The 20,477-nt window shown below is 68.6% G+C and carries 21 protein-coding genes and 1 riboswitch; of the genes, 10 read left to right on the plus strand and 11 right to left on the minus strand.

The annotated features are described in order from the left end of the window. Positions 1–2: 2 nt before the first annotated feature. The gene (locus L1892_RS21740) at positions 3–2,342 is read right to left on the minus strand and encodes a helicase-associated domain-containing protein (RefSeq protein WP_235725860.1); all 2,340 of its coding nucleotides are present in this window, start codon (positions 2,340–2,342) and stop codon (positions 3–5) included. Positions 2,343–2,420: 78 nt separating this feature from the next. Here L1892_RS21740 and L1892_RS21745 point away from each other — a divergent pair, with 78 nt between their 5' ends. From L1892_RS21745 to L1892_RS21765, 5 genes are read left to right on the plus strand one after another with little or no spacing between them, the layout of a single operon-like run. Further along, a complete protein-coding gene (locus L1892_RS21745; RefSeq protein ID WP_235725861.1) occupies positions 2,421–2,609 on the plus strand; it encodes a hypothetical protein in 189 nt (62 codons plus the stop codon). A 34-nt stretch (positions 2,610–2,643) separates the two neighbouring features. Further along, positions 2,644–3,114 (plus strand): cyclic pyranopterin monophosphate synthase MoaC, encoded by a 471-nt coding sequence (moaC, locus tag L1892_RS21750; protein ID WP_235725862.1) that lies wholly within the window; start codon positions 2,644–2,646, stop codon positions 3,112–3,114. Continuing rightward, positions 3,107–3,607: a MogA/MoaB family molybdenum cofactor biosynthesis protein gene (locus L1892_RS21755; RefSeq protein WP_235725863.1), complete on the plus strand. Its 501-nt coding sequence runs from the start codon at positions 3,107–3,109 to the stop codon at positions 3,605–3,607. The genes moaC and L1892_RS21755 overlap by 8 nt, the downstream gene beginning before the upstream one ends. After that, positions 3,604–4,053, plus strand: coding sequence for a molybdenum cofactor biosynthesis protein MoaE (locus L1892_RS21760; protein WP_235725864.1), 450 nt, complete (start codon positions 3,604–3,606; stop codon positions 4,051–4,053). The genes L1892_RS21755 and L1892_RS21760 overlap by 4 nt, the downstream gene beginning before the upstream one ends. Further along, on the plus strand, positions 4,050–4,553 hold the full coding sequence (locus tag L1892_RS21765; RefSeq protein ID WP_235725865.1) for a DUF6328 family protein: 504 nt from the start codon (positions 4,050–4,052) through the stop codon (positions 4,551–4,553). The genes L1892_RS21760 and L1892_RS21765 overlap by 4 nt, the downstream gene beginning before the upstream one ends. A 203-nt stretch (positions 4,554–4,756) precedes the next feature. Here the strand turns inward: L1892_RS21765 and L1892_RS21770 are convergent, their stop codons facing one another. From L1892_RS21770 to L1892_RS21790, 5 genes are all read right to left on the minus strand, one after another. Then, positions 4,757–5,407, minus strand: coding sequence for a transglycosylase family protein (locus tag L1892_RS21770; protein ID WP_235725866.1), 651 nt, complete (start codon positions 5,405–5,407; stop codon positions 4,757–4,759). A 6-nt stretch (positions 5,408–5,413) separates the two neighbouring features. Continuing rightward, positions 5,414–5,588, minus strand: a riboswitch (cyclic di-AMP (ydaO/yuaA leader). 261 nt (positions 5,589–5,849) lie between these two features. After that, positions 5,850–6,098, minus strand: a complete 249-nt coding sequence (locus tag L1892_RS21775; RefSeq protein ID WP_235725867.1) for a MoaD/ThiS family protein — start codon at positions 6,096–6,098, stop codon at positions 5,850–5,852. Positions 6,099–6,100: 2 nt separating this feature from the next. Beyond that, positions 6,101–7,189 carry a GTP 3',8-cyclase MoaA gene (gene moaA, locus L1892_RS21780; protein ID WP_235725868.1) on the minus strand — a complete coding sequence of 363 codons (1,089 nt, stop codon included), beginning with the start codon at positions 7,187–7,189 and terminating at the stop codon, positions 6,101–6,103. Continuing rightward, the gene (locus tag L1892_RS21785; RefSeq protein ID WP_235725901.1) at positions 7,186–7,716 is read right to left on the minus strand and encodes a flavin reductase family protein; all 531 of its coding nucleotides are present in this window, start codon (positions 7,714–7,716) and stop codon (positions 7,186–7,188) included. The genes moaA and L1892_RS21785 overlap by 4 nt, the downstream gene beginning before the upstream one ends. A gap of 14 nt (positions 7,717–7,730) precedes the next feature. Further along, a complete protein-coding gene (locus L1892_RS21790; RefSeq protein ID WP_235725869.1) occupies positions 7,731–7,940 on the minus strand; it encodes a hypothetical protein in 210 nt (69 codons plus the stop codon). A 236-nt stretch (positions 7,941–8,176) separates the two neighbouring features. Between L1892_RS21790 and L1892_RS24800 the strand changes: the two genes are divergently transcribed. Next, positions 8,177–8,590, plus strand: coding sequence for a cold-shock protein (locus L1892_RS24800; RefSeq protein WP_287017065.1), 414 nt, complete (start codon positions 8,177–8,179; stop codon positions 8,588–8,590). Here L1892_RS24800 and L1892_RS21800 read toward each other — a convergent pair. Both L1892_RS21800 and L1892_RS21805 read right to left on the minus strand, forming a co-directional pair. After that, positions 8,568–9,143 carry a DUF2771 family protein gene (locus L1892_RS21800; protein WP_235725870.1) on the minus strand — a complete coding sequence of 192 codons (576 nt, stop codon included), beginning with the start codon at positions 9,141–9,143 and terminating at the stop codon, positions 8,568–8,570. The genes L1892_RS24800 and L1892_RS21800 overlap by 23 nt on opposite strands. A 3-nt stretch (positions 9,144–9,146) precedes the next feature. Beyond that, positions 9,147–11,111: an MFS transporter gene (locus tag L1892_RS21805; protein ID WP_235725871.1), complete on the minus strand. Its 1,965-nt coding sequence runs from the start codon at positions 11,109–11,111 to the stop codon at positions 9,147–9,149. A gap of 101 nt (positions 11,112–11,212) precedes the next feature. Here L1892_RS21805 and L1892_RS21810 point away from each other — a divergent pair, with 101 nt between their 5' ends. Further along, on the plus strand, positions 11,213–12,007 hold the full coding sequence (locus tag L1892_RS21810; RefSeq protein ID WP_235725872.1) for a DUF3027 domain-containing protein: 795 nt from the start codon (positions 11,213–11,215) through the stop codon (positions 12,005–12,007). Positions 12,008–12,045: 38 nt separating this feature from the next. Beyond that, positions 12,046–14,820, plus strand: a complete 2,775-nt coding sequence (locus L1892_RS21815) for a sacsin N-terminal ATP-binding-like domain-containing protein (protein WP_235725873.1) — start codon at positions 12,046–12,048, stop codon at positions 14,818–14,820. Here the strand turns inward: L1892_RS21815 and L1892_RS21820 are convergent. Beyond that, positions 14,789–15,376, minus strand: a complete 588-nt coding sequence (locus L1892_RS21820) for a TetR/AcrR family transcriptional regulator (protein ID WP_235725874.1) — start codon at positions 15,374–15,376, stop codon at positions 14,789–14,791. The genes L1892_RS21815 and L1892_RS21820 overlap by 32 nt on opposite strands. Before the next feature lie 61 nt (positions 15,377–15,437). Here L1892_RS21820 and L1892_RS21825 point away from each other — a divergent pair, with 61 nt between their 5' ends. After that, a complete protein-coding gene (locus L1892_RS21825) occupies positions 15,438–16,580 on the plus strand; it encodes an acyl-CoA dehydrogenase family protein (protein ID WP_235725875.1) in 1,143 nt (380 codons plus the stop codon). A 10-nt stretch (positions 16,581–16,590) separates the two neighbouring features. Here L1892_RS21825 and L1892_RS21830 read toward each other — a convergent pair whose 3' ends face one another. Both L1892_RS21830 and L1892_RS21835 read right to left on the minus strand, forming a co-directional pair. Continuing rightward, complete coding sequence (locus L1892_RS21830) at positions 16,591–17,322, minus strand: hemerythrin domain-containing protein (protein WP_235725876.1); 732 nt, start codon at positions 17,320–17,322, stop codon at positions 16,591–16,593. Positions 17,323–17,424: 102 nt separating this feature from the next. After that, positions 17,425–19,581: an MMPL family transporter gene (locus L1892_RS21835; RefSeq protein ID WP_235725877.1), complete on the minus strand. Its 2,157-nt coding sequence runs from the start codon at positions 19,579–19,581 to the stop codon at positions 17,425–17,427. 142 nt (positions 19,582–19,723) lie between these two features. Between L1892_RS21835 and L1892_RS21840 the strand changes: the two genes are divergently transcribed. Further along, positions 19,724–20,335 carry a phosphatase PAP2 family protein gene (locus tag L1892_RS21840; RefSeq protein WP_235725878.1) on the plus strand — a complete coding sequence of 204 codons (612 nt, stop codon included), beginning with the start codon at positions 19,724–19,726 and terminating at the stop codon, positions 20,333–20,335. Positions 20,336–20,477 lie beyond the last annotated feature (142 nt).

The following is a 20,477-nucleotide window of genomic DNA, read 5'->3' on the forward strand; positions in this document are numbered from 1 at the left end:
AGTCAGCTCTCGAGGAGCTCGACACTGGTGATGCGATGCAACGAGAAGCGTTGTTCCTCCTCGCTTCCCGCATCCATGGCGATGAGTTGACCGGCGCCGAGGGTGCGTGGGGTGACCACGTGGCGACTGGCCGAACCCTGCGCGTCGACGTAGTCCACCCGCAGCCGACGGTTGACCCGCAGCGCCAATTGGATGAGCGCCGTGGCAGATTCGCCGCCCCCGGAGGCGCGGACCGGCGCTGCGGACGGATCGGCCGCCGCGGGGCGCGCCGACGCCGCGCGGTCCTGCGAACGCATCCGGGAGATGACCGAACGCAGCTGTTCCGGCGATGCCACCGGGCGTCGCGGCTGCGGTTGGCGGCGCGCCCGGGTGACACTCACCCGCGAGCCGCGTTCCCGCAGATCGACCAGGGTTCCGCTGGAATCCTCACCGGCGGGAGCGAATCCGGCCTCGCGCAACCGGTCGATCACCTCCCGCACATCCGCCTGGGACACCGCGACGGTCGGGGCCAAGGCCCGCAGCGCGAGGTGTTCGGCGGCGTTGCTTCGCAGCACCGCGGCCAGGGTGGTGGCGTCCTCGCACCGCACGAACGCCGACGCCACCCCGACCCGCAACTGTCCGTGTTTGCGAGCGACGTCCTCGATCAGATAGGTCAGGGACTGGGGGACGGGCGTGCTGGAGTGCGCGGTGAACATCGTGAGCAACTCGCTGCTGCTGCGTCCGGCGTCGAGTGCGCGGCGCACGCTGCTCTCCGACACGCGGTACACAGAGGCCGCACCCCCGGATTCGAGGTCGGCCACCAGGTCCACCTGTTCGGCGAGGTCCGGGGTCATCGGCCCGGGAACGGTCAGGGTCAGATCGGCCTGGGCGAGGAAGTGGTCGACCGGTTCGGGCAGTGCCACCCGCATCGCGGAGAGCAGACGTGACTCCGCGTTGTCGGGTTCTCCGGGGTCGATCGCCGCGCGTCCGACCCCGGTCAGTGCGGCGTGGGCGACCACCCCGAGCTCGCGTGCCTCGCGCAGCGTCTCCTCGACGACCCGTCGGGGGTATCGGCGCATCTGTCGCGGGTGCCGCCAGTGCAACGCGCTGACCAGGGCATCGATGCCGACGGGAAGCGATCGGGTGGCGTCGGCAAGGGTCTCGAGGATGGCGCGCCGTTGCAGCGGGGCGTAGGAATCGTGGAGTTCGCCCGACAGGGCGGCGAGCGCATTGCCGTCGCGGTCCGGCTCACCGACCTGCCACGCCCGGCGCGGCATGTCCAGCCATGCCCCGAGCAGCGCCGCCCACTGACGGTCCGGCGTGTGGTGCAGCCACGCGTCGACCGTCGCGGTCGGGGCGAAGGCGAGTTCACCGTTGTCGGTGGCCGGTGCCGGTTCGGGAAACCCGGCGTCGATCAGCCGAAGGTAGGCGAGGAGTTCCACGACGAAGGCGACGCGTTGTTGTTCCAGGCCGGTCACCTTGGCGAGCCTGCGCAACTCGCGCACCCCGAGGGCCCCGCTGCGCAACACCGCCGCCGGCGTTGCCCCGAGTGCGCGGATCAGCGTGGTGGTATGCCGGATCAGTTCGATCGCCTCGCCGCCGGCCGCGGCGTCGATGGCGGCGTGCGAGAACCGTTTCTTCGCCGCCGCATCGTGCAGGGCCGGTCTGCGGAGATCGGCGGTGGCCAGTGGTGGCTCGCCGCGCAGGAGTTGCCCGACCATCGGTGGCAACTCAACGGTTTGCGAGTCGACGCGGGCGAGCAGACCGTCGGCGATGAGCCGGGCCACCGGCTGGTCGGGGTCGGCGTCGGGTGCTGCATCGCGGCTGCGTCCGAGAGCGGGTCCCCGGGACAGGGTTTCCAGGAGGGAGCGTTGGCGTTCGTCGAGGCCGTCCAGGCGGGCTTGCAGCTGCTCGGTCGTTTGCCGTGCCAGGGGCCCGGTGAGGTGGTGCGCTCGCCATGGGAGGGCCGCAGGCGCGTGTGCGCCGGACACGATCGCGTCGTCGGGTCCCCACACCAGGGCACGCGTGCGCAGGTGATGCACGCGCGCGATGATCTCGTCGTCGTCGGCGCGGCCGGACAGCGCCGCGACGACAGCGTCGACCGAGGTCGGGGCGGGGATGCGGCCCGATGACCCGGTACCAAGTCCGATGATGGCCTCGAGCACCGCCACGTCGAGCAGGTCGAGGTCTTCGCCGACCAGCGCCGACGACGCGGCGGCCAGCGCGCGCGACGCCAGCACCCCGGTGCCCGCCGGTGGCGGCGACGCCAGATCCGGGCGGGCGGAGAGCAACTCGAACAGCTCGTCGTCGCTGCGCAGCGCCAGATCGTCGGCCAGGCTCAGTCCCTGGTCATCCGCACTCATTCGGCTGATTCTACTGAGCGCCGACGTCGCGCCGGTTTCGCCGGCACGGCGCACCGGGGTGCATGGCACAATGAGCGCGTGGCTGAGAAGAAGAAGTATGTCGACAACGGCTGGCCGAAGGACGGGAACGGCGACGCCGCCGAACATGCGGTATCGGAGTTCGCCACCCACATCTCGGGTGCGCTCTCACCGTTCGGCGATGTCGAATTCCCGATCCCGCTCGAGGATCTTCCCTTCGTGCAGTCGAAGACCGTCGTCAACCGCTGACAAGCGGGTGTCCGACCAGGGCCGATCGCCCGACATGACCGGTCTGAGTCATATCGACTCGAGCGGCGCGGCGCGCATGGTCGATGTCGGGGGTAAGGCCGCCACCACGCGGCGTGCGGTCGCCGGTGGCAGGTTCCGAACGACGGCAGAGGTCATTGGTTTGCTCAGCGACGGCAAGCTGCCCAAGGGGGACGTCCTGGCGACCGCGCGAATCGCCGGCATCATGGCGGCAAAGCGGACCGACGAACTCATCCCGCTGTGTCACCAGTTGGCGTTGTCGTCGGTGGAGGTCGATTTCTCGATCGGCGACGACCACATCGACGTCACCGCAACCGTGTCCACCAGCGGTCAGACCGGTGTGGAGATGGAGGCGTTGACCGCCATCGCGGTGACTGGGTTGACCCTGCACGACATGGTCAAGGCCGTCGACCGCCGGGCCAGCATGACCGATATCCGTCTGTTGGCGAAGACCGGTGGGAAATCCGGACCGTGGCACCGTGACTGACCCCGCCACCAGCGGCCATCCGCGGGTCGCCCGGATCGTGGTCGCGTCCACCCGTGCAAGTCGCGGTGAGTATCCCGATCGAACCGGCCCGATCATCAGTGAGTGGCTCACCGCGCGACATTTTGTGGTCGAGGAACACCGGGTGGTCTCCGACGGGCCTCCGGTCGGTTCGGCCTTGCGCGCCGGCGTCGACGCTCATGCCGATGTGATCATCACGACCGGTGGTACCGGACTGTCGCCCACCGACCGCACCCCCGAGGAGACCCGGGGCGTACTGGATCTGGAGGTTCCCGGCCTCGCCGGTGCCATCCGTTCGGCGGGGTTGCCGAAGGTGCCGACCGCGGTGCTCTCGCGTGGTCTGGCGGGTGTCGCCGGGTCCACCCTGATCATCAACCTGCCGGGGTCGCCCGGCGGAGTTCGGGATGGTTTGTCGGTGCTCGACGGGGTACTCGACCATGCACTCGACCAGATCCGAGGAGGCGATCACAAGTGAGCGACTTCGCGCCGGTACAGGTCGTGCGGGCTGCACTCGCTGCGGAGCCCATCGCACTCGGTGAGCACGAGGACCTCGTCACCCGGGCAGCCGGCGGACGTGCCGGCGCCGTCGTGGGATTCGTCGGTGCGGTGCGCAATCACGACGGCGGCCGCGAGGTGACCCGACTCGACTACTCGGCACATCCGACCGCTCCCGATGTGCTGCGGCAGGTGGTTGAGGGCGTCGTGACGCAGACGGCGGGGGTTCGGGCGGTCGCGGTGTCACATCGGGTCGGTGACCTGGCGATCGGCGACGTCGCATTCGTGGTGACCGTCGCCGCCGACCACCGTCGGGCGGCGTTCGAGACCTGCTCAGAACTGGTCGATCAGGTGAAGGCACAGCTGCCGGTGTGGAAGCATCAGCACTTCGGCGACGGCTCCGACGAGTGGGTGGGGTCGGCGTGACCGCCGACCGCGACCAGACCACACCGCCGCGCGACGCCGAACGCAACGAGACCCGGACCGAGCGGCTGGACCGCAACTGGGCGAGCCTGCTGCAGGAATTGCGGGTTGTGCAGACCGGCGGTCAGATCCTGACCGGCCTGATGCTCACCGTCCCGTTCCAGGAGGGCTTCGAGGAACTCACCTCGCGGCAGCAGTACATCTTCGTGATCAGCCTGGTGTGCGCGGTGTTGTCGACCATCACGCTGATCTCACCGGTCGCATTGCATCGACTGTTGTTCCGCCGGCATGCGATCGATCGACTGGTGCACCGAGCGCATCGACTGACCCTGATCGGGATCACTTTCCTCGGCATGGCACTGACCGGGGTGCTCGCGGTGATCTTCGACATCGTGTTCGGCGGATGGGCCGCTTTGGCGGCAGCGGTGATCGCTGTCGTCGTCTTCGTGTGTATGTGGGTGGTGCTGCCGTTCAACGAGCGCCGACGCCTGGGCGACGACTGACCCGAGTTCGACCGTTCCATCTCGCCGACATCGGCGCATGCCCCGTCCCGTCGAGTGGGCGCCGTTTCGCGTCCATCGGGCACCGTCTCCGTGGTGGGTCGGGCACACCAGGCCGAGAAATGGACAAGGGCCCCGCACGGGCGCGTGGCCGTCGTGCGGGGCCCTTCGACTAGGGGCCCGTGTGGGCTGTGCTCAGCTGTCGATCAGGGATTCGGCAGCTGATCCTTGTGCTGGTTGAACAGGTCGATCTGATCCGGGGTGAGCTCGTAACCGCTCTGCTTGGCGGCCTTCCACAGGTCGCGTACCTCGGGGGTGACCTGGTTGTTGTCGATCGCCTGGCCGAGCGCCTGGTCGATCTGCTTGTTCACATCCGCGGTGCTCCCGGCGTCGGGGGCGGTGGCCCAATCGAACGGAGCGGGCAGCTCGGGCAGCTTGGGCAGGACCGGAGCAGGCTTCGGTGCGGCCGGAGCGGAGCGCTGGGTGGCGCCCGACAGCCCGGTGCCGCAGGTCGGCCATGCGCCCTTGCCCTGGCCGGCGAGCACACGCTCGGCCACGACGATCTGCTGCTCCTTGGTGGCCTGATCGGCGGTCGGCGCGAACTCGCCGCCGCCGTAGCCGCTCCAGGTGCTCGGGCTGAACTGCAGGCCACCGTGGTAGCCGTTGCCGGTGTTGATCGACCAGTTGCCGCCCGATTCACACTGCGCGACCTGGTTCCACTCGGCGTCGGTGGCCGCGTTGGCGGTTCCGGTTCCCAGCAGAGCGGCGCCGCCGCCGAGGACGGCCCCGGTCAGCGCGACCTTCGCGAAGGTCTTGGTGGTGGTGGCTGTCGTCGGTTTGCGATGACGTCCGGACATTGCTGCGTTTCCTCTCTCCACGCGCCTACGAAGTCAGCTGTCGGGTTCGGGCGAGAGGTGCCCGGCCCCGCCGTTGACGCTTGTCATTGGCGGGACTTGACCCCAAGGACGTCGTATCGGCATCCGTTCCCTTGCGGGAGGTGGGTCCCCCGTCCTCGCTCCTAGATGTCGTTCTCGTGCGTCTCATCGGTGGAGCGAGGTTCGGCGCGGCCGATGCGACGTTATGCATTTGGTTACTTTCTCGTGACCCCCCGAGGGCGTCGTTGAGTCACACTACGACTTCTCGCATTGCTAATCACGTTGTTGGCAAGGCTGTTTTCCGCGTCCGAGTGGAGCTTTCGACTCAGATTTCGCGTCCTGCCTGCTCACGGCCTGATGGTCGAGTCGTGTCCTAGCCGTAATCATTCCGTTATGTGACTAAGCTCACACACGAGATGTGGTGTCAGCCACCGGCAAACGGCGGGAGCACGTCGAGAGTGTCGCACCGACCCAGCCGGGCCCCGCGGTCACACAGCGCCACCGAATCCCGCAGATACGAGCACCGTTCGAGCACCCGTCCGAGGTCGGGGTTGTCCTTGCCGAGCACGGCCTCCAGATCACCCAGAGTCGCCTCGTCGTCCACGTCGAGGACGGCCGACTCCACTCCGGCGGCGGCGCGCGCCGCAGCGAAATAGCGGATGGTCACGTGCACGGTCAGCCCCCGATGGCCGACATCGGCCGGCTCGGTTGCAGGAATCCCGGATCGTTCACGCCGTGTCCGGCCGACTTGGCCCAGGTGTTGCCACGCCAGCGACGGGCGAGCGCGTCGTCGAGGTCGTGGCCGGTCAGCCCTCCGCGCACGATCTCGCGGAGGTCGGTCTCACCCTGCGCGAACAGACAATTGCGTAGCGCGCCGTCGGCGGTCAACCGGGTGCGGTCACAGTCACCGCAGAACGGCCGCGTGACCGACGCGATCACCCCGATGCGCGCCGGGGAACCGTCGACGTCGAAGCCGTCGACGAGCCAGGTGGCCGCGGGGGCGCTACCCCGCGGTCGGGGATCGGGGCGAAGCGAGAAGTGGGCTCTGAGCTTCGCGAGGATCTCATCGGCGGTCACCATCGACGCGCGGTCCCACCGATGATCAGCGTCGAGTGGCATTTGCTCGATGATGCGTAGCTGATATCCGTGGTCGAGGCAGAAGTGAGCCAGCTGGGGCAGCCTCGTGAGGTCGTCGTGATCGGCAAGCACCGCGTTGACCTTCACCGAGCTGAGCCCGGACGACCGGGCCGCGGCGAGGCCGGCGAGTACATCGTGCAGCCGGTCGCGTCGTGTGATCTCGGCGAACCGCGTCGCATCCACCGTGTCCAGCGAGATATTCACCCGATCCAGCCCCGCCGCGACCAGGCCATCGATCCGGCGGGCCAGACCGAGCCCGTTGGTGGTCATCGCGATCTCGGGACGCTCTGGGCGCGCCGACATCGCTGAGATCAGATCCTCGAGGTCGCGGCGCAGCAACGGTTCGCCACCGGTGAACCGGATCGATCGGATGCCGAGATCCCGGACCCCGACCGTCATCACCCGGATCAATTCGTCGGTGCGCAGGACCTCGTCGGTGGGCAGCCAGTCGAGACCCTCGGCGGGCATGCAGTAGGTACAGCGCAGGTTGCAGCGGTCGGTCACCGACACGCGTAGGTCGGTGGCCACCCGGCCGAAGCGGTCGCGCAGCGGGCCAGTGGTGGGCGCATCGGTGGGCTCCACCCGATCCGACGGGGTGGTGGGGAGCCCGAGTCCGACGATGGTCATCGGCCGTCCCGAAGTGCTTCCAGAGAGCGGAAGGTGCTGGCGTGGAAGACCAGGGGCTCCACGCCGGGGTCGAAGCGCAGTGCCTCGATACGCAGCAACACCAGGGTGTGGTCGCCGGCGGGGATCTCGTGGAACAACGAGCAGGACAGGCTGGCCGCCGCGTCCGGGATAAAGACCGCGCCGTCGTCCGTGCGGATCGGGGTGATGCCGTCGAACCGGGATTCTGCCGGCCCGGCGAGCTGCCGGCAGAGGTCGGACTGGTCCCGGGCGAACACGCTGACCCCGATGGCCGGCGCGGTGCGCAATCGCGGCCACGTGGTGGACGTGTTCTGTACACACAGCGACACCAGCGGCGGTTCGAGGGAGACGGTGGTGAACGCGCTCGCGGCCATCCCGGCCGGAGCGGCGGTACCGTTCTCGTCGGGGAGCCGGCAGGCCACCGCGACCACTCCGGACGGGAAGCAGCCGTAGGCCTGGCGGAGCGTGTCCGAATCGGCGGCCGGACGAAGATCGTCGGCGACGGGCATCACGGAGTCGACCCTCACCGCGCCCTCCGTCCCGATCGCAGCGCGAACGCGATGCCCAGGATGAATCCGACAGGGGCACACATCGTCAGCAGATACACGAAGGTCGGCGCCGTGTCGCCGTCGGTGACCAGCGGCGTCACGAACAACGCGACGATCGCGGCGAGCCCGATCGCGAAGACGACCCCGGCCGCCTGCAGGAGGCGGGGAGTGGAGTGACTCTGCATGTCCTCCACGGTAGAACAACGCGCCGTCTGGTGGCGGCGTGCGTCGAGAAGCCGGCTCGGCTCGGCCGGTCGTGGGTATTCCATGTGACCGTGGGGCCGGCCGTTGGCTAGACTGTGCCTCATTGGCGCCTCTGCTCATCTGATGGAGGGCCGGCCCGGGTTCGGGACGGCTGCTGGGTCAGGTGAGGGGCGCTTTTGTCATGACACGTCCGAAAACGCAGATGAGGGTGAGCGCAGTGCCGACCGGCAAGGTGAAGTGGTACGACGCGGAGAAGGGCTTCGGCTTCCTGTCGCAAGAGAGCGGCGAGGACGTCTACGTCCGTTCGTCCGCGCTTCCGGAGGGCGTGGAGACGCTCAAGCCCGGGCAGCGCGTCGAATTCGGGATGGCCGCCGGTCGCCGCGGACCGCAGGCGCTCAAGGTGGCTGTGCTCGATCCCGCACCCAGCGTCGCGAAGAACACCCGCGAGGCGGCCCGCAAGGACGCCAAACGGCACACCCCCGATGAACTGCACGGCATGGTGGCGGATCTGATCACCTTGCTCGAAGGTGCGGTGCAGCCGGAACTGCGCAAGGGCAAGTACCCCGACCGCAAGACCTCCCAGCGGATCTCCGAGGTGGTTCGCGCGGTCACCCGCGAGCTGGAGCACTGAGCGCCGCGCCGCTGCCCGGCAACTGCATGCCCTCCGGAGAGGTGTCCGCGGCGAGATAGCCGCGCATGCTGACGGTGTCGTCGCCGGCGGAGACGACCGACGGCAGCTGCACCTCGATCGCGATCAGGATCCGGTCCGGGGTGGAGTGCAGCACCGTGGTGTAGGTGGAATTGGACCGCATCGGCACGATCGTGCCGTCGGGCCCGCTCGGGGTGAGATACTGCACGACCAGGTTCCACGGCCATTCGGCGATGTCCTGAGACACCGACAACATCATCGATTCGCCGACCGGCACCGGCACCCGGGCCACGTCGATCGCGGTGGGGTCTTCTGGTTCGCAGTTGCGCAGGAACACATCACACATCCGGGTCGGCTCCACGCGCACCAGGCGATCACCCACCGCGAGCTGCAGATACGGATCTTCGTCGGGGTGATCGCCCGACCAGGTGTCCTTGGTGAGAACCGCGACGGCCCCGCCGACGATCACGACGAACGCGACGACCACCGCCGCGATGATGGCCATGACCTTCTTGTCTGCACTGCTGAGATTCACCGTCTAGTGCCGTCCTGTGTGGTGGGGTTTGGTCGGAGGAGTTGTCCGGCCGGGGTCGAGATCGGGCCGGCGAGGATCGTGAGGTGCCCGGTGCGCGCGGGTCGGTGCCGTCGAGGGCGAGCCGTGGCTGCCCCGGCGCCACGGCCGGTCTGGGTCGCCGATCGCGGCGAAGGCCACCGTCGGTTCGGCGTAGTCGGGTCGACGTCCGCCGATGCCGGGGATCAGCGAGGAACCGCGATTGGTCAGCACCGTCTGCACCAGACCTATGCCCAGGAGTAAGGCCACCACGGTGAACCCGATCCACAGCGTGGTCGGCAACACCACGCCGAGCGTCGCGCCGAAGACCCAGCCCAACTGCAGCACCGTCTCCGACCGACCGAACGCCGATGCGCGCGATTCGTCGGGGAGGTCGTCCTGGATCGACGAGTCCAAGCACACCTTGCCAATGGCGCTGGTGCCCGAGGCGACGAACGCCGCGACCGTCGCGATCACGATGCTGCCGAAGATGGCGGCGAGTACCGCCGCGACGAAACAGGCTGCGGTGCACCAGACCACAATGGTCGGTGGGTTCTTCAGCTCCAGTCGGGTGCCGAGACCGTTGCCGATCATGTTGCCCACCGCAGCCGCCGCGCCCACCGCACCCAACAGCACCAACTGGGTCCAGTCGGAGTGCACATCCTGTTGGGCCTTGGCGTAGAACGCGATGTAGAGCGTCAGGAAGCCGGTGAGAATGCGGATGGTCGCGTTACCCCACAGGCCAGCGACCACCTTGCGCCCCAACGGTTGCCGCATCTTCTGGGCGAGTTCGTTGGCCGTCTCCCGCGCGCCGCGTAATCCGCCGGCTCCACCGGAATCGTGTTCGGGGGCCCGCGACATCGCCGGCTCGCCGTGGTAGGTCAGCGTGGTGGGGATCTCACCCTCGGTGACCTCCACCCAGGACGGGATACGCATGCACAGCCACGCGCCGACCGCCGCGATGATGGCCAACCACACCATGGCGCCGGGGATGTGGAACGGCAGCACCTTGCCCAGCAACAGTTCGAAGATCGCAGCGACGGCCCCGCCGACCAGCGTCCCGCCGATCAGACCGAATGTGGTGAGCCGGGAGTTCACCCGGGGCAGATCGATCGACGGCGGCACCACCCTGGGGGTGACGGCCGACTTCAGCACACCAAACGATTTCGACAACACCAACAAACCCAGCGCGCACGGATAGAGCACCCACGGGTCGTACTGCAACTGCTGCGCAGCGCTGTCCCACGACGAATTCGCCATGATCAGCAACGCGAGCACCGCGCGCAAACCGAACGTGGTGGCCATGGCGATGCGCCTACCGTGCTGCAACCGGTCCAGCAACGGCCCGATGAGTGGGGCGATCAATGCGAACGGCGCGATCGTCAGCGCCAGATACAGCCCGACATTCGTCTTCGACTCCCCGGTCGCCGCGGCGAAGAACAGTGTGTTGGCCAGGGCGACCGCCATCGCCGCGTCGACGGCGAAGTTCGCGATGACAGGCAGCGTGAGTGCCGTCATCCCGGATCGATCGGCGCCATCGGCGGTGGCCGCCTGATAGATCTTGCCGACACCGCGCCCGGTCAGCTCGCGGCTGCGCATCGCCGCAACCCGGGCCACGGTGAGTTTCTTGGGCATCCGCGGGTCGGTGGACGCCGTCGACGGCATCGCCCGTGTGCGCTCGGCGCCCGCGGCGTCGGGGTGCTCGTCGTCGAGCGGAGGTAGATGCGGGTTGTGGGTTCGGGGCGGGAGGTACGCATGATCGTTGGGCCCCCGCGCAGCACCGCGGCCGGTCGCACGTCCGGAACGGCCGTCGTCGGCGGGGTAGTTCGCCGTACCCGGATGCTGTCGTGGACTGCGCCGATCGTGGCCGTTGCCCGCAAAGCCGTCGCGACCCTGGTAGCGGGTCGGGTCACCGTCGTCCCGGCGGGGGGAGTGGGGACTGGGTCGGTTCACACCGACAATTGTTCCTCATCGTGGCCGTCGGGTCGCGGATGGTCGCCACCAGCGAGGCGGGTCCGTGCCGCGAGCGCGGGTTCGTGTTGCACACTGGAGGGGTGACTCTTGTATTCGACGGTGACCGGCTGCTCGCCGCCGCCGACGTGGCGCGCGCCGCGCTCGTCGAGGATGGCCAGCAACCGGGACGGCACCTGGAGAGCACCCCGGAGGGGGAGTGGGCGGTCGCCCACTATTTCGAGGCGGACCTGCCTGGCTACCGCGGGTGGCAGTGGTGCGTCGTGGTGGCCGGTGCGCCCGGCCACGACGAGATCACCGTGAGCGAGATCGTCCTGCTGCCCGGCGAGGGGTCGCTGCTGGCGCCGAACTGGGTGCCGTGGAACGAGCGGATCGCCGCGGGTGATCTGACGCCTGGCGACGTGCTGGCCGCAGAACCCGACGACCACCGACTGGTCCCCAATCAGATCGACACCGCCGACGAGTTCCGGTTCGACGACGACAGCACCGATCCCGACGACATCGGGCAGATCGCGGGCGAGATCGGACTGGGTCGCCGGCGACTGCTCAGCCCGGAGGGCCGCGACGAGGCGGCGCAACGATGGCACGACGGAGATTTCGGTCCGCACAGTGACATGGCCGCCGCGGCGCAGTTCAACTGCGCGACGTGCGGGTTCTATCTGCCGATCGCGGGCGCGCTTCGACCGGCATTCGGTGTCTGCGCCAACGAGTACTCGGCCGATGGACAGGTGGTCGCCGCCGACTACGGGTGCGGCGCCCACTCCGATGTCGCGGCCCCGCGAGGCCAGGGATCACCCGCCTACGATGCGTTCGACGACGGCGTCCTGGAGATCGTGCACGTGACGGCGGCAGACGCCGGCGGGGAAGCAACCTCCTGACCGAGGGTGCCCGGGCCGACCGGTTCGGCCTGGACGAGATGCGATCCGCCGTCGTATCGGCGTGGCGGTCATCGGCCACCCGGTACGTCGAGGACGCCACCACCGAAGACGATCTCGTCACCGTCGGCTACCGCGACCGGCTGTTCACCGAACTCGTCGCCAATGCGGCCGATGCGGCGATGACCGCCGACGTTGCCGGTCAGGTCCGGATCTGGTCATCGGACGAACGCACGGTCCATGTCGCCAACACCGGGGCCCCGGTTTCGGATGATGGCGTGCGTTCGCTGCTGTCCCTGCGCGTCTCGGCGAAGGTCGCGGGTGCGCAGAGCGTGGGGCGCTACGGCGTCGGGTTCACGGCAACCGCGGCTGTCGCCGATCGCGTCGAGGTGCGTTCGACCACCGGGTCTTTCGTGTTCGACCGCGCTCGCACCGCGCAGGTCCTCGCCGACGAACGCGTCGCGACCGGTTCGCGGCGGCCGCCCCTGTTGCGGCTGGCGTGGCCCGTCGACGAGCCACCCGCCCCCGGGATGGACACCGAGATCGTCCTGTACCTCAGCGACGGCAATTCCGCTGCGGACCTGGTGGGGGCCGCGCGTGCGCAGGCCGCCGATCTGCTGTTGGAACTGCCCGGGCTAGGTCAGATCACCGTCGGCGACACCGCCTTCACGATCGAGATGGCGCCGGCCCCACCCTCGACGCCTGAGGAGCGAGGCGCCAGCCGAGCGTCACGAAGGGCCGCAACGCAACACATCACCATCACCATCACGTCACCTCGCCGAACGCGCGTCCATCACTGGTTGCAGGCCGGCCTGCACACCCGATGGCTGGTCGAGATCGATGACGCAGGCGCGCTCGCCGAGACGCCCTCGGCCCTCACCGAAAACGTGCTGCGCGCACCGACTCCCACCGACATCGAACTGACCTTGCCCGCCGCGGCCATCACCGGCCTACACCTCACGCCGGACCGGCGCCACCTTCACCCCGACGCCGACATCGCCACGGCTGCACACGGTTACGCCGACCTGATGCGGGCACTGCCGGCATCGGTCCGCCCGTCACTCATCCCGGTGCCCGCGCATTCACGCAACCGCGACGATGCCGCGCTGAGCGCGGCGGTGCTCGCGGACCTCGCCGATGAGGCCTGGTTACCCGGGGCGGCGGGCGACGAGCTGGTGCCCGGCAGATCGGTGGTCTTCGGTGACCTCACCGCAGACCTTGCCGAGGTGCTCGCGCCGCTGATGGGCGACCTGGCCCATCCCGACGTTTCGGAGCGTCGCCACCTGGCCCGCCTGCGCAGTGTCGGGGTGACCGAGATCGGACTTGCCGACCTCGCCGAACGACTCACCGGCACACAACGATCCTCGACGTGGTGGCGCGATCTCTATGCGGCGCTGTCGCCGCTGGTCACGACCGCCGCCGATGCGGAGGAACTCGGTGCGCTGCCGATCCCACGCTCCGACGGACGGGTGTCGGTCGGTGCCCGTGGGCTGTTCCTCGCCGACGGCATCGACACCCCGCTGCGTTGGGTTCCGACCGTCGACGCACAGGCACGTCACCCGCTGCTCGAACGGTTGGGCGCAACCACGTTGACGGTGAGCGACGCCCTTGCTGATCCTGCCTTGCGGCAACTGATCGACCACGGCGACGACGACGAGTTGGCCGTGGTGGCCGGGGAGGTGTTGGCCCTGCTCGCCGCCGATCCGCCCGCAACGGTGCCGGAGTGGCTGGCCGCCCTGCCCTTGCCAGATCAGCATGGCGAACTGCGGGCCGCCGACGAACTGCTGCTACCCGGGAGTCCGCTGGCCGCCGTCCTCGTCGACGACGCACCGTTCGGCAGGGTCGCCGACGATCTCGTGGATCGGGTGGGTGTCGAACCGCTGCGCGCACTCGGTGTGGGGTGGGGGTTCCTGACCGTCGTCGACGAGCTGCCGGTGGGCCCCGATCACGATCTCCCCGACGAAGACCAGTGGTGGGAGACCCTCGTGGATCCGCCGGAAACCCTCGCGGCTGTACGTGATCTGGACCTGATCGACGACGACCGCTGGCCACAGGCGCTGACGCTGCTGGCCACCGACCGGCGCACCGCGCCGCTGCTCGCCGACCGGCACGGATACACCGCGTGGTGGCTACGACAGCATGCCGTCATCGACGGTCATCCGCTCGGCTGGTACCGGGCGCCATCCGACACATCGATGAGCGGGGTGCGAGACGTACTGCACCATCCGCACGCCGACGAACTCGCGGCAGCCCTCGGCGGCGACGTCATCGAATCCGACGCCGACGCCGACACCGTCCTCGCGCATCTGGGTGCGGCGGCGCGCGAGATAGAGTCCGGCGTCGCCGCCGCGGTGCACGCGAATCTGGTGATCGCCGCCCGCCGCGGGGTCATCGATCCGACCGAACTCGCGGTACCCGAACGAGTTCGGTCGGCGTCCGGCCGCGCCGTGGCGTCGGCCGTGGTGCTCGACAGACCGTGGTTGACACAGGTGCTCGGTCCGGACGAGATCGTGCTGGCCGGCGTGGCGACCGACCCCGATGACGCGGCCGTGCTGGCTGAAATCCTCGATCTGCCCACGGCAGGTGATGAGGTGCGTGGCGAGGTGCTGGATGAGGGAACGCCGGCCACCTGGGCGTGCGCCGAGGCGACACTGTTCGCCGCGACCTGGGGTCACGCCCCGGCCCGCGCAGACATCCGGTTACACGACGAACTCTGGGTTCGGGTGCACCGCAACGGGGAGCGGAGTGACCAGCGGGTCGGGTGGTGGATCGACGAGGGTGGGATCACTCATCTGCCGCGGCTATCCCGACCGTGAGGATCGACGCCAGCTGACGGTACGCCGACGCGTCGTCGAGCCCGGTGGTCGCTGCGACCTCGCGGCGCTGGATACGGCTCATCATCGAGGCCGCCATGTCCGCGGCGAAGGCGGCGTCCACATCGCGGAACTCCCCGGCGGCGACACCCTCGCTGATCAGTCCCTGCACGCGCAGCGCGGCGGCGGCCGTGTTGCGTTCGTACAGTTCGCGAGTCGGTCCGAAGGCATGCAGGTCCGTCATGAACGCTTCCGATGCCGGGGCCAAGGCGTCGCCGACCGCGACCAGGTAGGTGATCACCCGGTCCCGGGCGGTCACCGCACCGGCCACCGCCGACTCCACCTGTGTGGTGGCGGTGCGGAAGAACTGCGTCACTGTGGCGACGACCAACTGCTCCTTGCTGCCGGCCAGGGTGTAGAGGGTCGACTTGGAACATCGTAGGCGTGTGGCGAGATCCGCGACGCCCAGCTGCGCGAATCCCTCGGCCAGCAGCAGGGTCAGCAACCGATTGAACAGATCGTCGCGGCGCCGGGTGCCGAAGCCGATGGTGTCGTCCACGTCAGAAATAGTACTATCTGGAGTACTGTAGTACTGGTTTCGTTCCCCCGGAGGTCGTGTCATGCCCGTTGATCGTTTGCTGCCCAGTGATGAAGCGCATGACCTCATCGCCCTGACCAGGGATTTCGCCGACAAGCGGCTTGCGACGATCGTGGACGACCACGAGAAGCAGGAAAAGTACCCCGAGGGCTTGTTCGCCGAGATGGGGGAGGCCGGATTGCTCGGTCTGCCATATCCGGTGGAGTGGGACGGTGGTGGCCAGCCCTACGAGGTCTACCTGCAGGTTCTCGAAGAGCTCGGGGCGCGATGGGCCGCGGTGGCGGTCGCGGTGAGCGTGCACGGGTTGGCCTGCCACCCGCTGTTCCACTACGGCACCGATGAGCAGAAGCAGCGGTGGCTGCCGGACCTGCTCAACGGCAGACTCGTCGGCGCGTACAGTCTCTCGGAACCGCAGGCCGGTTCCGACGCCGCCGCCCTGGCGTGTAAAGCCGAACCCGTCGACGGTGGGTATCGGGTGAACGGGGCAAAGGCGTGGATCACGCACGGCGGAATCGCCGATGTCTACAACCTCTTCGCCCGCACCGGTGAGGGATCCAAAGGGATCAGCTGCTTTCTCGTCGCACGCGATACCGAGGGACTCGGCTTCGGCAAACCCGAGGAGAAAATGGGCCTGCACGCCGTGCCCACCACCTCGGCCACCTACGACGATGCGCTGGTGACTGCGGATCGTCGGCTCGGCGCGGAAGGGGAGGGTCTGCCGATCGCGTTCTCCGCGTTGGACTCCGGACGCCTGGGCATCGCGGCGGTGGCCACCGGTCTGGCACAGTCCGCGCTCGACGCGGCGGTCGAGTACGCCGGAGAGCGAACGGCTTTCGGTCGAAAGATCATCGACCACCAGGGTCTCGGGTTCGTGCTCGCCGACATGGCGGCGGCGGTGGGTTCGGCCCGTGCCACCTATCTCGACGCGGCGCGGCGACGCGACGCCGGCCGTCCGTATTCGCGTGCCGCCGCGACCGCCAAGCTCGTCGCCACCGATGCCGCGATGAAGGTCACCACCGACGCCGTGCAGGTGTTCGGCGGCTACGGCTACACCCGGGACTTCCGGGTGGAGCGATTCATGCGGGAGGCCAAGGTCACGCAGATCTTCGAGGGCACCAACCAGATTCAACGTCTGGTGATCGCACGCTCGCTGGCCTCCCGCTGAACCGGTCATCTCAGCGGGTCGCATCCGGGTCGTAGCGGAAGGCGCGCCGGTCGGCGGCGGTGAAGCGCCGTAGACACAGCCGAGCGATGAGCCATACCGGCTTCGGTACGTGCGTCCGCACCGACCGGAGATCCCCGCCGTCGAGCCCCTTGATCGCCCATGGGGCCACCCGAAACAAGTCGGTCAGCGACGAGTCTTCACCGAACTTGGCCTCGAGGTCGGTCCATTCCTGGGGCGACAGGTGACGCTGCACCAGCGCCAGCGCGTCCGTTTCCTCATGCGCGAGGTGGGCGATGAGACGATCGTGGGTGCGCCGCAGCGTGTCCGCGAGTTCGAGTCGGGCTGCGTCGTCGGCACCGGCCGCCAGGCGGGCGAAGCCGGCGTCGCCGGCAGCCAACAGCGGATCGATCACGCCGTGTTCTGCCTCCATCTCGGCAAGGGTCTGCTGTTCGGCCGCCGAGCTGCGCGACCCCAGAAGCGGCCAGAGCCACTGATCCTCACCGGTGTGGTGATGGTGCAGGGTGTCGCGGAACAGCGCCCAGCGTTTGTGCAGCGCCTGCCAGGTGGCGTGATCGTCGACGGGTGTGCGGGGCGCGGTTCGGGCGAACTGGTAGAGGTCGCGCCGAAAGGCGTAGTGCATCAAGTACATCATGAACGGGTCGTTCGGTCCGTCCGGGGCGGCGGCCTGTCCGGGCAGTACGACCTGGGTCGGATTGTCGGAACCGGCGAGTTGAGCGGTCATCGGAATGTCCTTTCTTGGTGATGAGCTGAGGGTGCGACACATCGCTTGGGCCACAGTTGTGGTCGGCTTGGCCGACACGATCGAAGGCGCCGCAGGAGGCGTTCAGGTGCGGGTGAGTTGGGGCGTTGCCGCTGACCCGGGTGCCGGGGTCGGGTCGTCGTCGAGCTCGACGTCGATGCGGGGCAGGATGTGGTCCAGCCACGCCGGTAGCCACCAGTTGAACCTGCCGAGCAGACTCATCGTCGCGGGCACCAGCACCATCCGGATCACCGTGGCGTCCAACAGGACCGCCACCGCCATCCCGAGTCCGAGCATCTTGAGCACGATGTCGGTCTCGGTGGCGAAGCTGATGAAGACGGCGACCATGATCGCCGCGGCGGTGGTGATGACCCGACCGGTCTTCGCGAGGCCGGCGATGACCGCTGCGCGGGCGTCGCCGGTGGCCAGCCACTCCTCCCGAATGCGCGACAGCAGAAACACCTCATAGTCCATCGACAAGCCGAACAGGACGGCGAAGATCAGTATCGGTACCCAACTGGACACGGCCACCGGATGATCCACCCCCAGCAGCGACAGGCCCCAACCCCACTGGAAGACCATGGTGATCACTCCGTAGGCGGCGGCCACCGACAACAGGTTCATCAGCGCTGCCTTCACCGGGACCACGACTGACCGGAACAGCACGGTCAGCAGCACCACGGATGCGGCGACGACGAAACCGATCACCACCCACAGGCGTTGCTGCAGCAGAGTGGAGATGTCGTCGAGGTACGCCGTATAGCCGGTCAGGATCGCACCCGCGGGCAGGCTCGAACGGATGTCGTCGAGTACGTCGACGGTCGCTGCGTCGGCGGGGTCGTGGGCTATGGCGACATTGATGATGTCGAGGGCGCCATCGGGTGATGCAGTGGTGGGGGCGACCGCGGTCACACCGTCGACGCGTTCGAGCGACGCGCGCGTGGCGGCCAACTGTGCCGGGGTGACCTCATCGGTGGGCGCGACGATCACCACGTCGGCGTTCGCGCCGGCACCATATTCGGTGGCGAGAAGATCGTGCGCCTTGCGCGTGGTCAACTCGCTCGACTGCGCTCCGGAATCCTGCGGCCAGGTGCGCATCGACATCGCGGGCGCGGCCAGTGCGAGCATCAGGGTCAGCGCGATCAGCACCGCGGCCACCGGCCGCGACCCGACGCGCGCGGCCCAGCGGGCGGTCAGCGGCGGACGTGTCGCGATGGCGTCGTCTACCGGCTCCGTCGACAGCGACCGTGTCTTGCGCGGCACGATGCGTCGCCCGGCCAACCGACACAGGGCCGGTACCAGCACCAGGGTTGCGATCAGCATCGCGATCACGGCGATCGCCGTCGCGAACCCGAACGACGAGTACGTCGGCAGTCCCGCCAGCGGCAGCCCCATCAGCGAGACCAGCACCGTCGTGGCGGCGAACACCGCCGAGCGACCCGCGGTGGCCACCGACCGGGCCGCGGCCTCGATCGGATCGTGGCCACGACGCAGGAACTCCACGTGCCGGCTGACCACCAGCAGCGCGTAGTCGATGCCGACACCCAGGCCGACCATGCTGGCCACCATCGGGGCGGTGGGACTGACGTCGATGGCGGCGGCGAGCACCAGCACACCAGCCGACCCGGCTACCAGGCCGGCGATCGCGGAGAGGATCGGCAGACCGGCCGCGACCACCGAACCGAAAGCGAACACCATGATCAGCAGCGCCAGGGTGATGCCGATGATCTCGGCATGACCCTTGATGGGTGCGGCCGCGGTCTCGGGCAACGAGCCGTTCATCTCCACCTGCACGCCGGCCGCCCGGGTTGGCTCGATGGCGTCGTGGAGGGCGCTCGCGTCCCCCATCAGGTCGGGGTCGGTCTCGGGAACGTCGTAGCCCACCGAGATGATCGCGGTGTCACCGTCGGCGCTGAGCCGAGGTTCGGTGACCGTCGCGACATGCGGCATACGTCCGAGCCGTTCGCGTAATTCGGTGGTGGTGGACGAAGACAGGGCGCCGGCATCGGAATGGACGACGACATCGGCGAAGGCGTTGCCCGCCCCGGGGACGTGCTCGCGCAGGAGTTCGATACCGCTGTGCGATTGCGTTCCGGTGACGTCCCAGTTCTCCTGGGTCTCACCACCGAGGCCCGATGAGGCACCCAGCAGCACGGCGAGGCCGATCACGAAACCGAGGAGAGCGCGGACCGGGTGGGCGGCGCACGCCCGGCCCAACCGGTAGAGGGGGGTGGTCTGCATGGGTCTTCCTTTGTGAGTGCTCGGTCTTGTGCACGGATTCCGCGGTGACACGAGCGAGCAGGTTGGTGGACATCATTAGGGTGGGAGGCATGACTTGTGGACCGCTTGAGCCCGACTTGAGCCGCGGCCCAACTGTCGGCAAATGGGTGCTGAGCTGGTGATTCTCGACGCCAACCCGATCGACCGCGCTATCACCGACGCCGTTGTCGACGCGCGAAACCCGTTCGCCACCGATCTCGCGTTGGTCGTCACCGCATTCGGCAGCACGGTGGTGCTCGCGCTGGTGATGATCGCCGCGTCGGTCGGGCTGGTATCGCGGGGCCATCGGCCGGAGGCGCTGCTGGTCGCCGCGGGCTCGGTCGGCGGCTACGCGCTCATGGTGGGCATCAAACACCTCGTCGCCCGGCCACGTCCGCCGGTGGCGGACCGTCTGCTGACCATCGACACCTTCTCGTTCCCCTCAGGGCACGCGATGTCCAGCATGGTGGTGTTCGGGCTGCTCGCCGTCGCTGCGCATCGCTGCAGCCCCTGGGTGCGGGCGCACCCGCTGGTGCTGGTCATTGCCCCGCTCGCCTCGGTCGCCATCGGCTGTACCCGGGTGTATCTGGGGGTGCACTGGACCACCGATGTGCTCGCGGGGTGGGTGCTGGGCGCCCTGTGGGTCATGTTGTGTGCGTGGCTTTCTCGACGCTGGAGTGAGCGACGTCAACGGCATCGTCGAATTCGGCCCCGTACGGCGAGGCCGGCGCGTTAACGTCGGGGGCGTGGTCGTGGCCCGGTCGTCACGACCGGCCGAACTCGGCGAAGGCCGAGACTCGGGTCGGGTAGTGTTCGCTACGGTTGGCCGATGGTGACGGGATACGGCTCGGACCGAGGAACACCGATGAGGAGGCGAC

It is taken from the genome of Gordonia tangerina (assembly GCF_021556435.1).
Classification (GTDB): domain Bacteria; phylum Actinomycetota; class Actinomycetes; order Mycobacteriales; family Mycobacteriaceae; genus Gordonia; species Gordonia tangerina.

Bases quoted from the DNA above. Each gene is read 5' to 3' on its own strand.
- L1892_RS21740 (WP_235725860.1), bottom strand. From the start codon at position 2,342: ATGAGTGCGGATGACCAGGGACTGAGCCTGGCCGACGATCTGGCGCTG.
- moaC (WP_235725862.1), top strand. From the start codon at position 2,644: ATGACCGGTCTGAGTCATATCGACTCGAGCGGCGCGGCGCGCATGGTC.
- L1892_RS21770 (WP_235725866.1), bottom strand. From the start codon at position 5,407: ATGTCCGGACGTCATCGCAAACCGACGACAGCCACCACCACCAAGACC.
- moaA (WP_235725868.1), bottom strand. From the start codon at position 7,189: ATGACCATCGTCGGACTCGGGCTCCCCACCACCCCGTCGGATCGGGTG.
- L1892_RS21785 (WP_235725901.1), bottom strand. From the start codon at position 7,716: ATGCCCGTCGCCGACGATCTTCGTCCGGCCGCCGATTCGGACACGCTC.
- L1892_RS21790 (WP_235725869.1), bottom strand. From the start codon at position 7,940: ATGCAGAGTCACTCCACTCCCCGCCTCCTGCAGGCGGCCGGGGTCGTC.
- L1892_RS21815 (WP_235725873.1), top strand. From the start codon at position 12,046: ATGCGATCCGCCGTCGTATCGGCGTGGCGGTCATCGGCCACCCGGTAC.
- L1892_RS21825 (WP_235725875.1), top strand. From the start codon at position 15,438: ATGCCCGTTGATCGTTTGCTGCCCAGTGATGAAGCGCATGACCTCATC.
- L1892_RS21830 (WP_235725876.1), bottom strand. From the start codon at position 17,322: ATGACCGCTCAACTCGCCGGTTCCGACAATCCGACCCAGGTCGTACTG.
- L1892_RS21835 (WP_235725877.1), bottom strand. From the start codon at position 19,581: ATGCAGACCACCCCCCTCTACCGGTTGGGCCGGGCGTGCGCCGCCCAC.
- L1892_RS21840 (WP_235725878.1), top strand. From the start codon at position 19,724: ATGGGTGCTGAGCTGGTGATTCTCGACGCCAACCCGATCGACCGCGCT.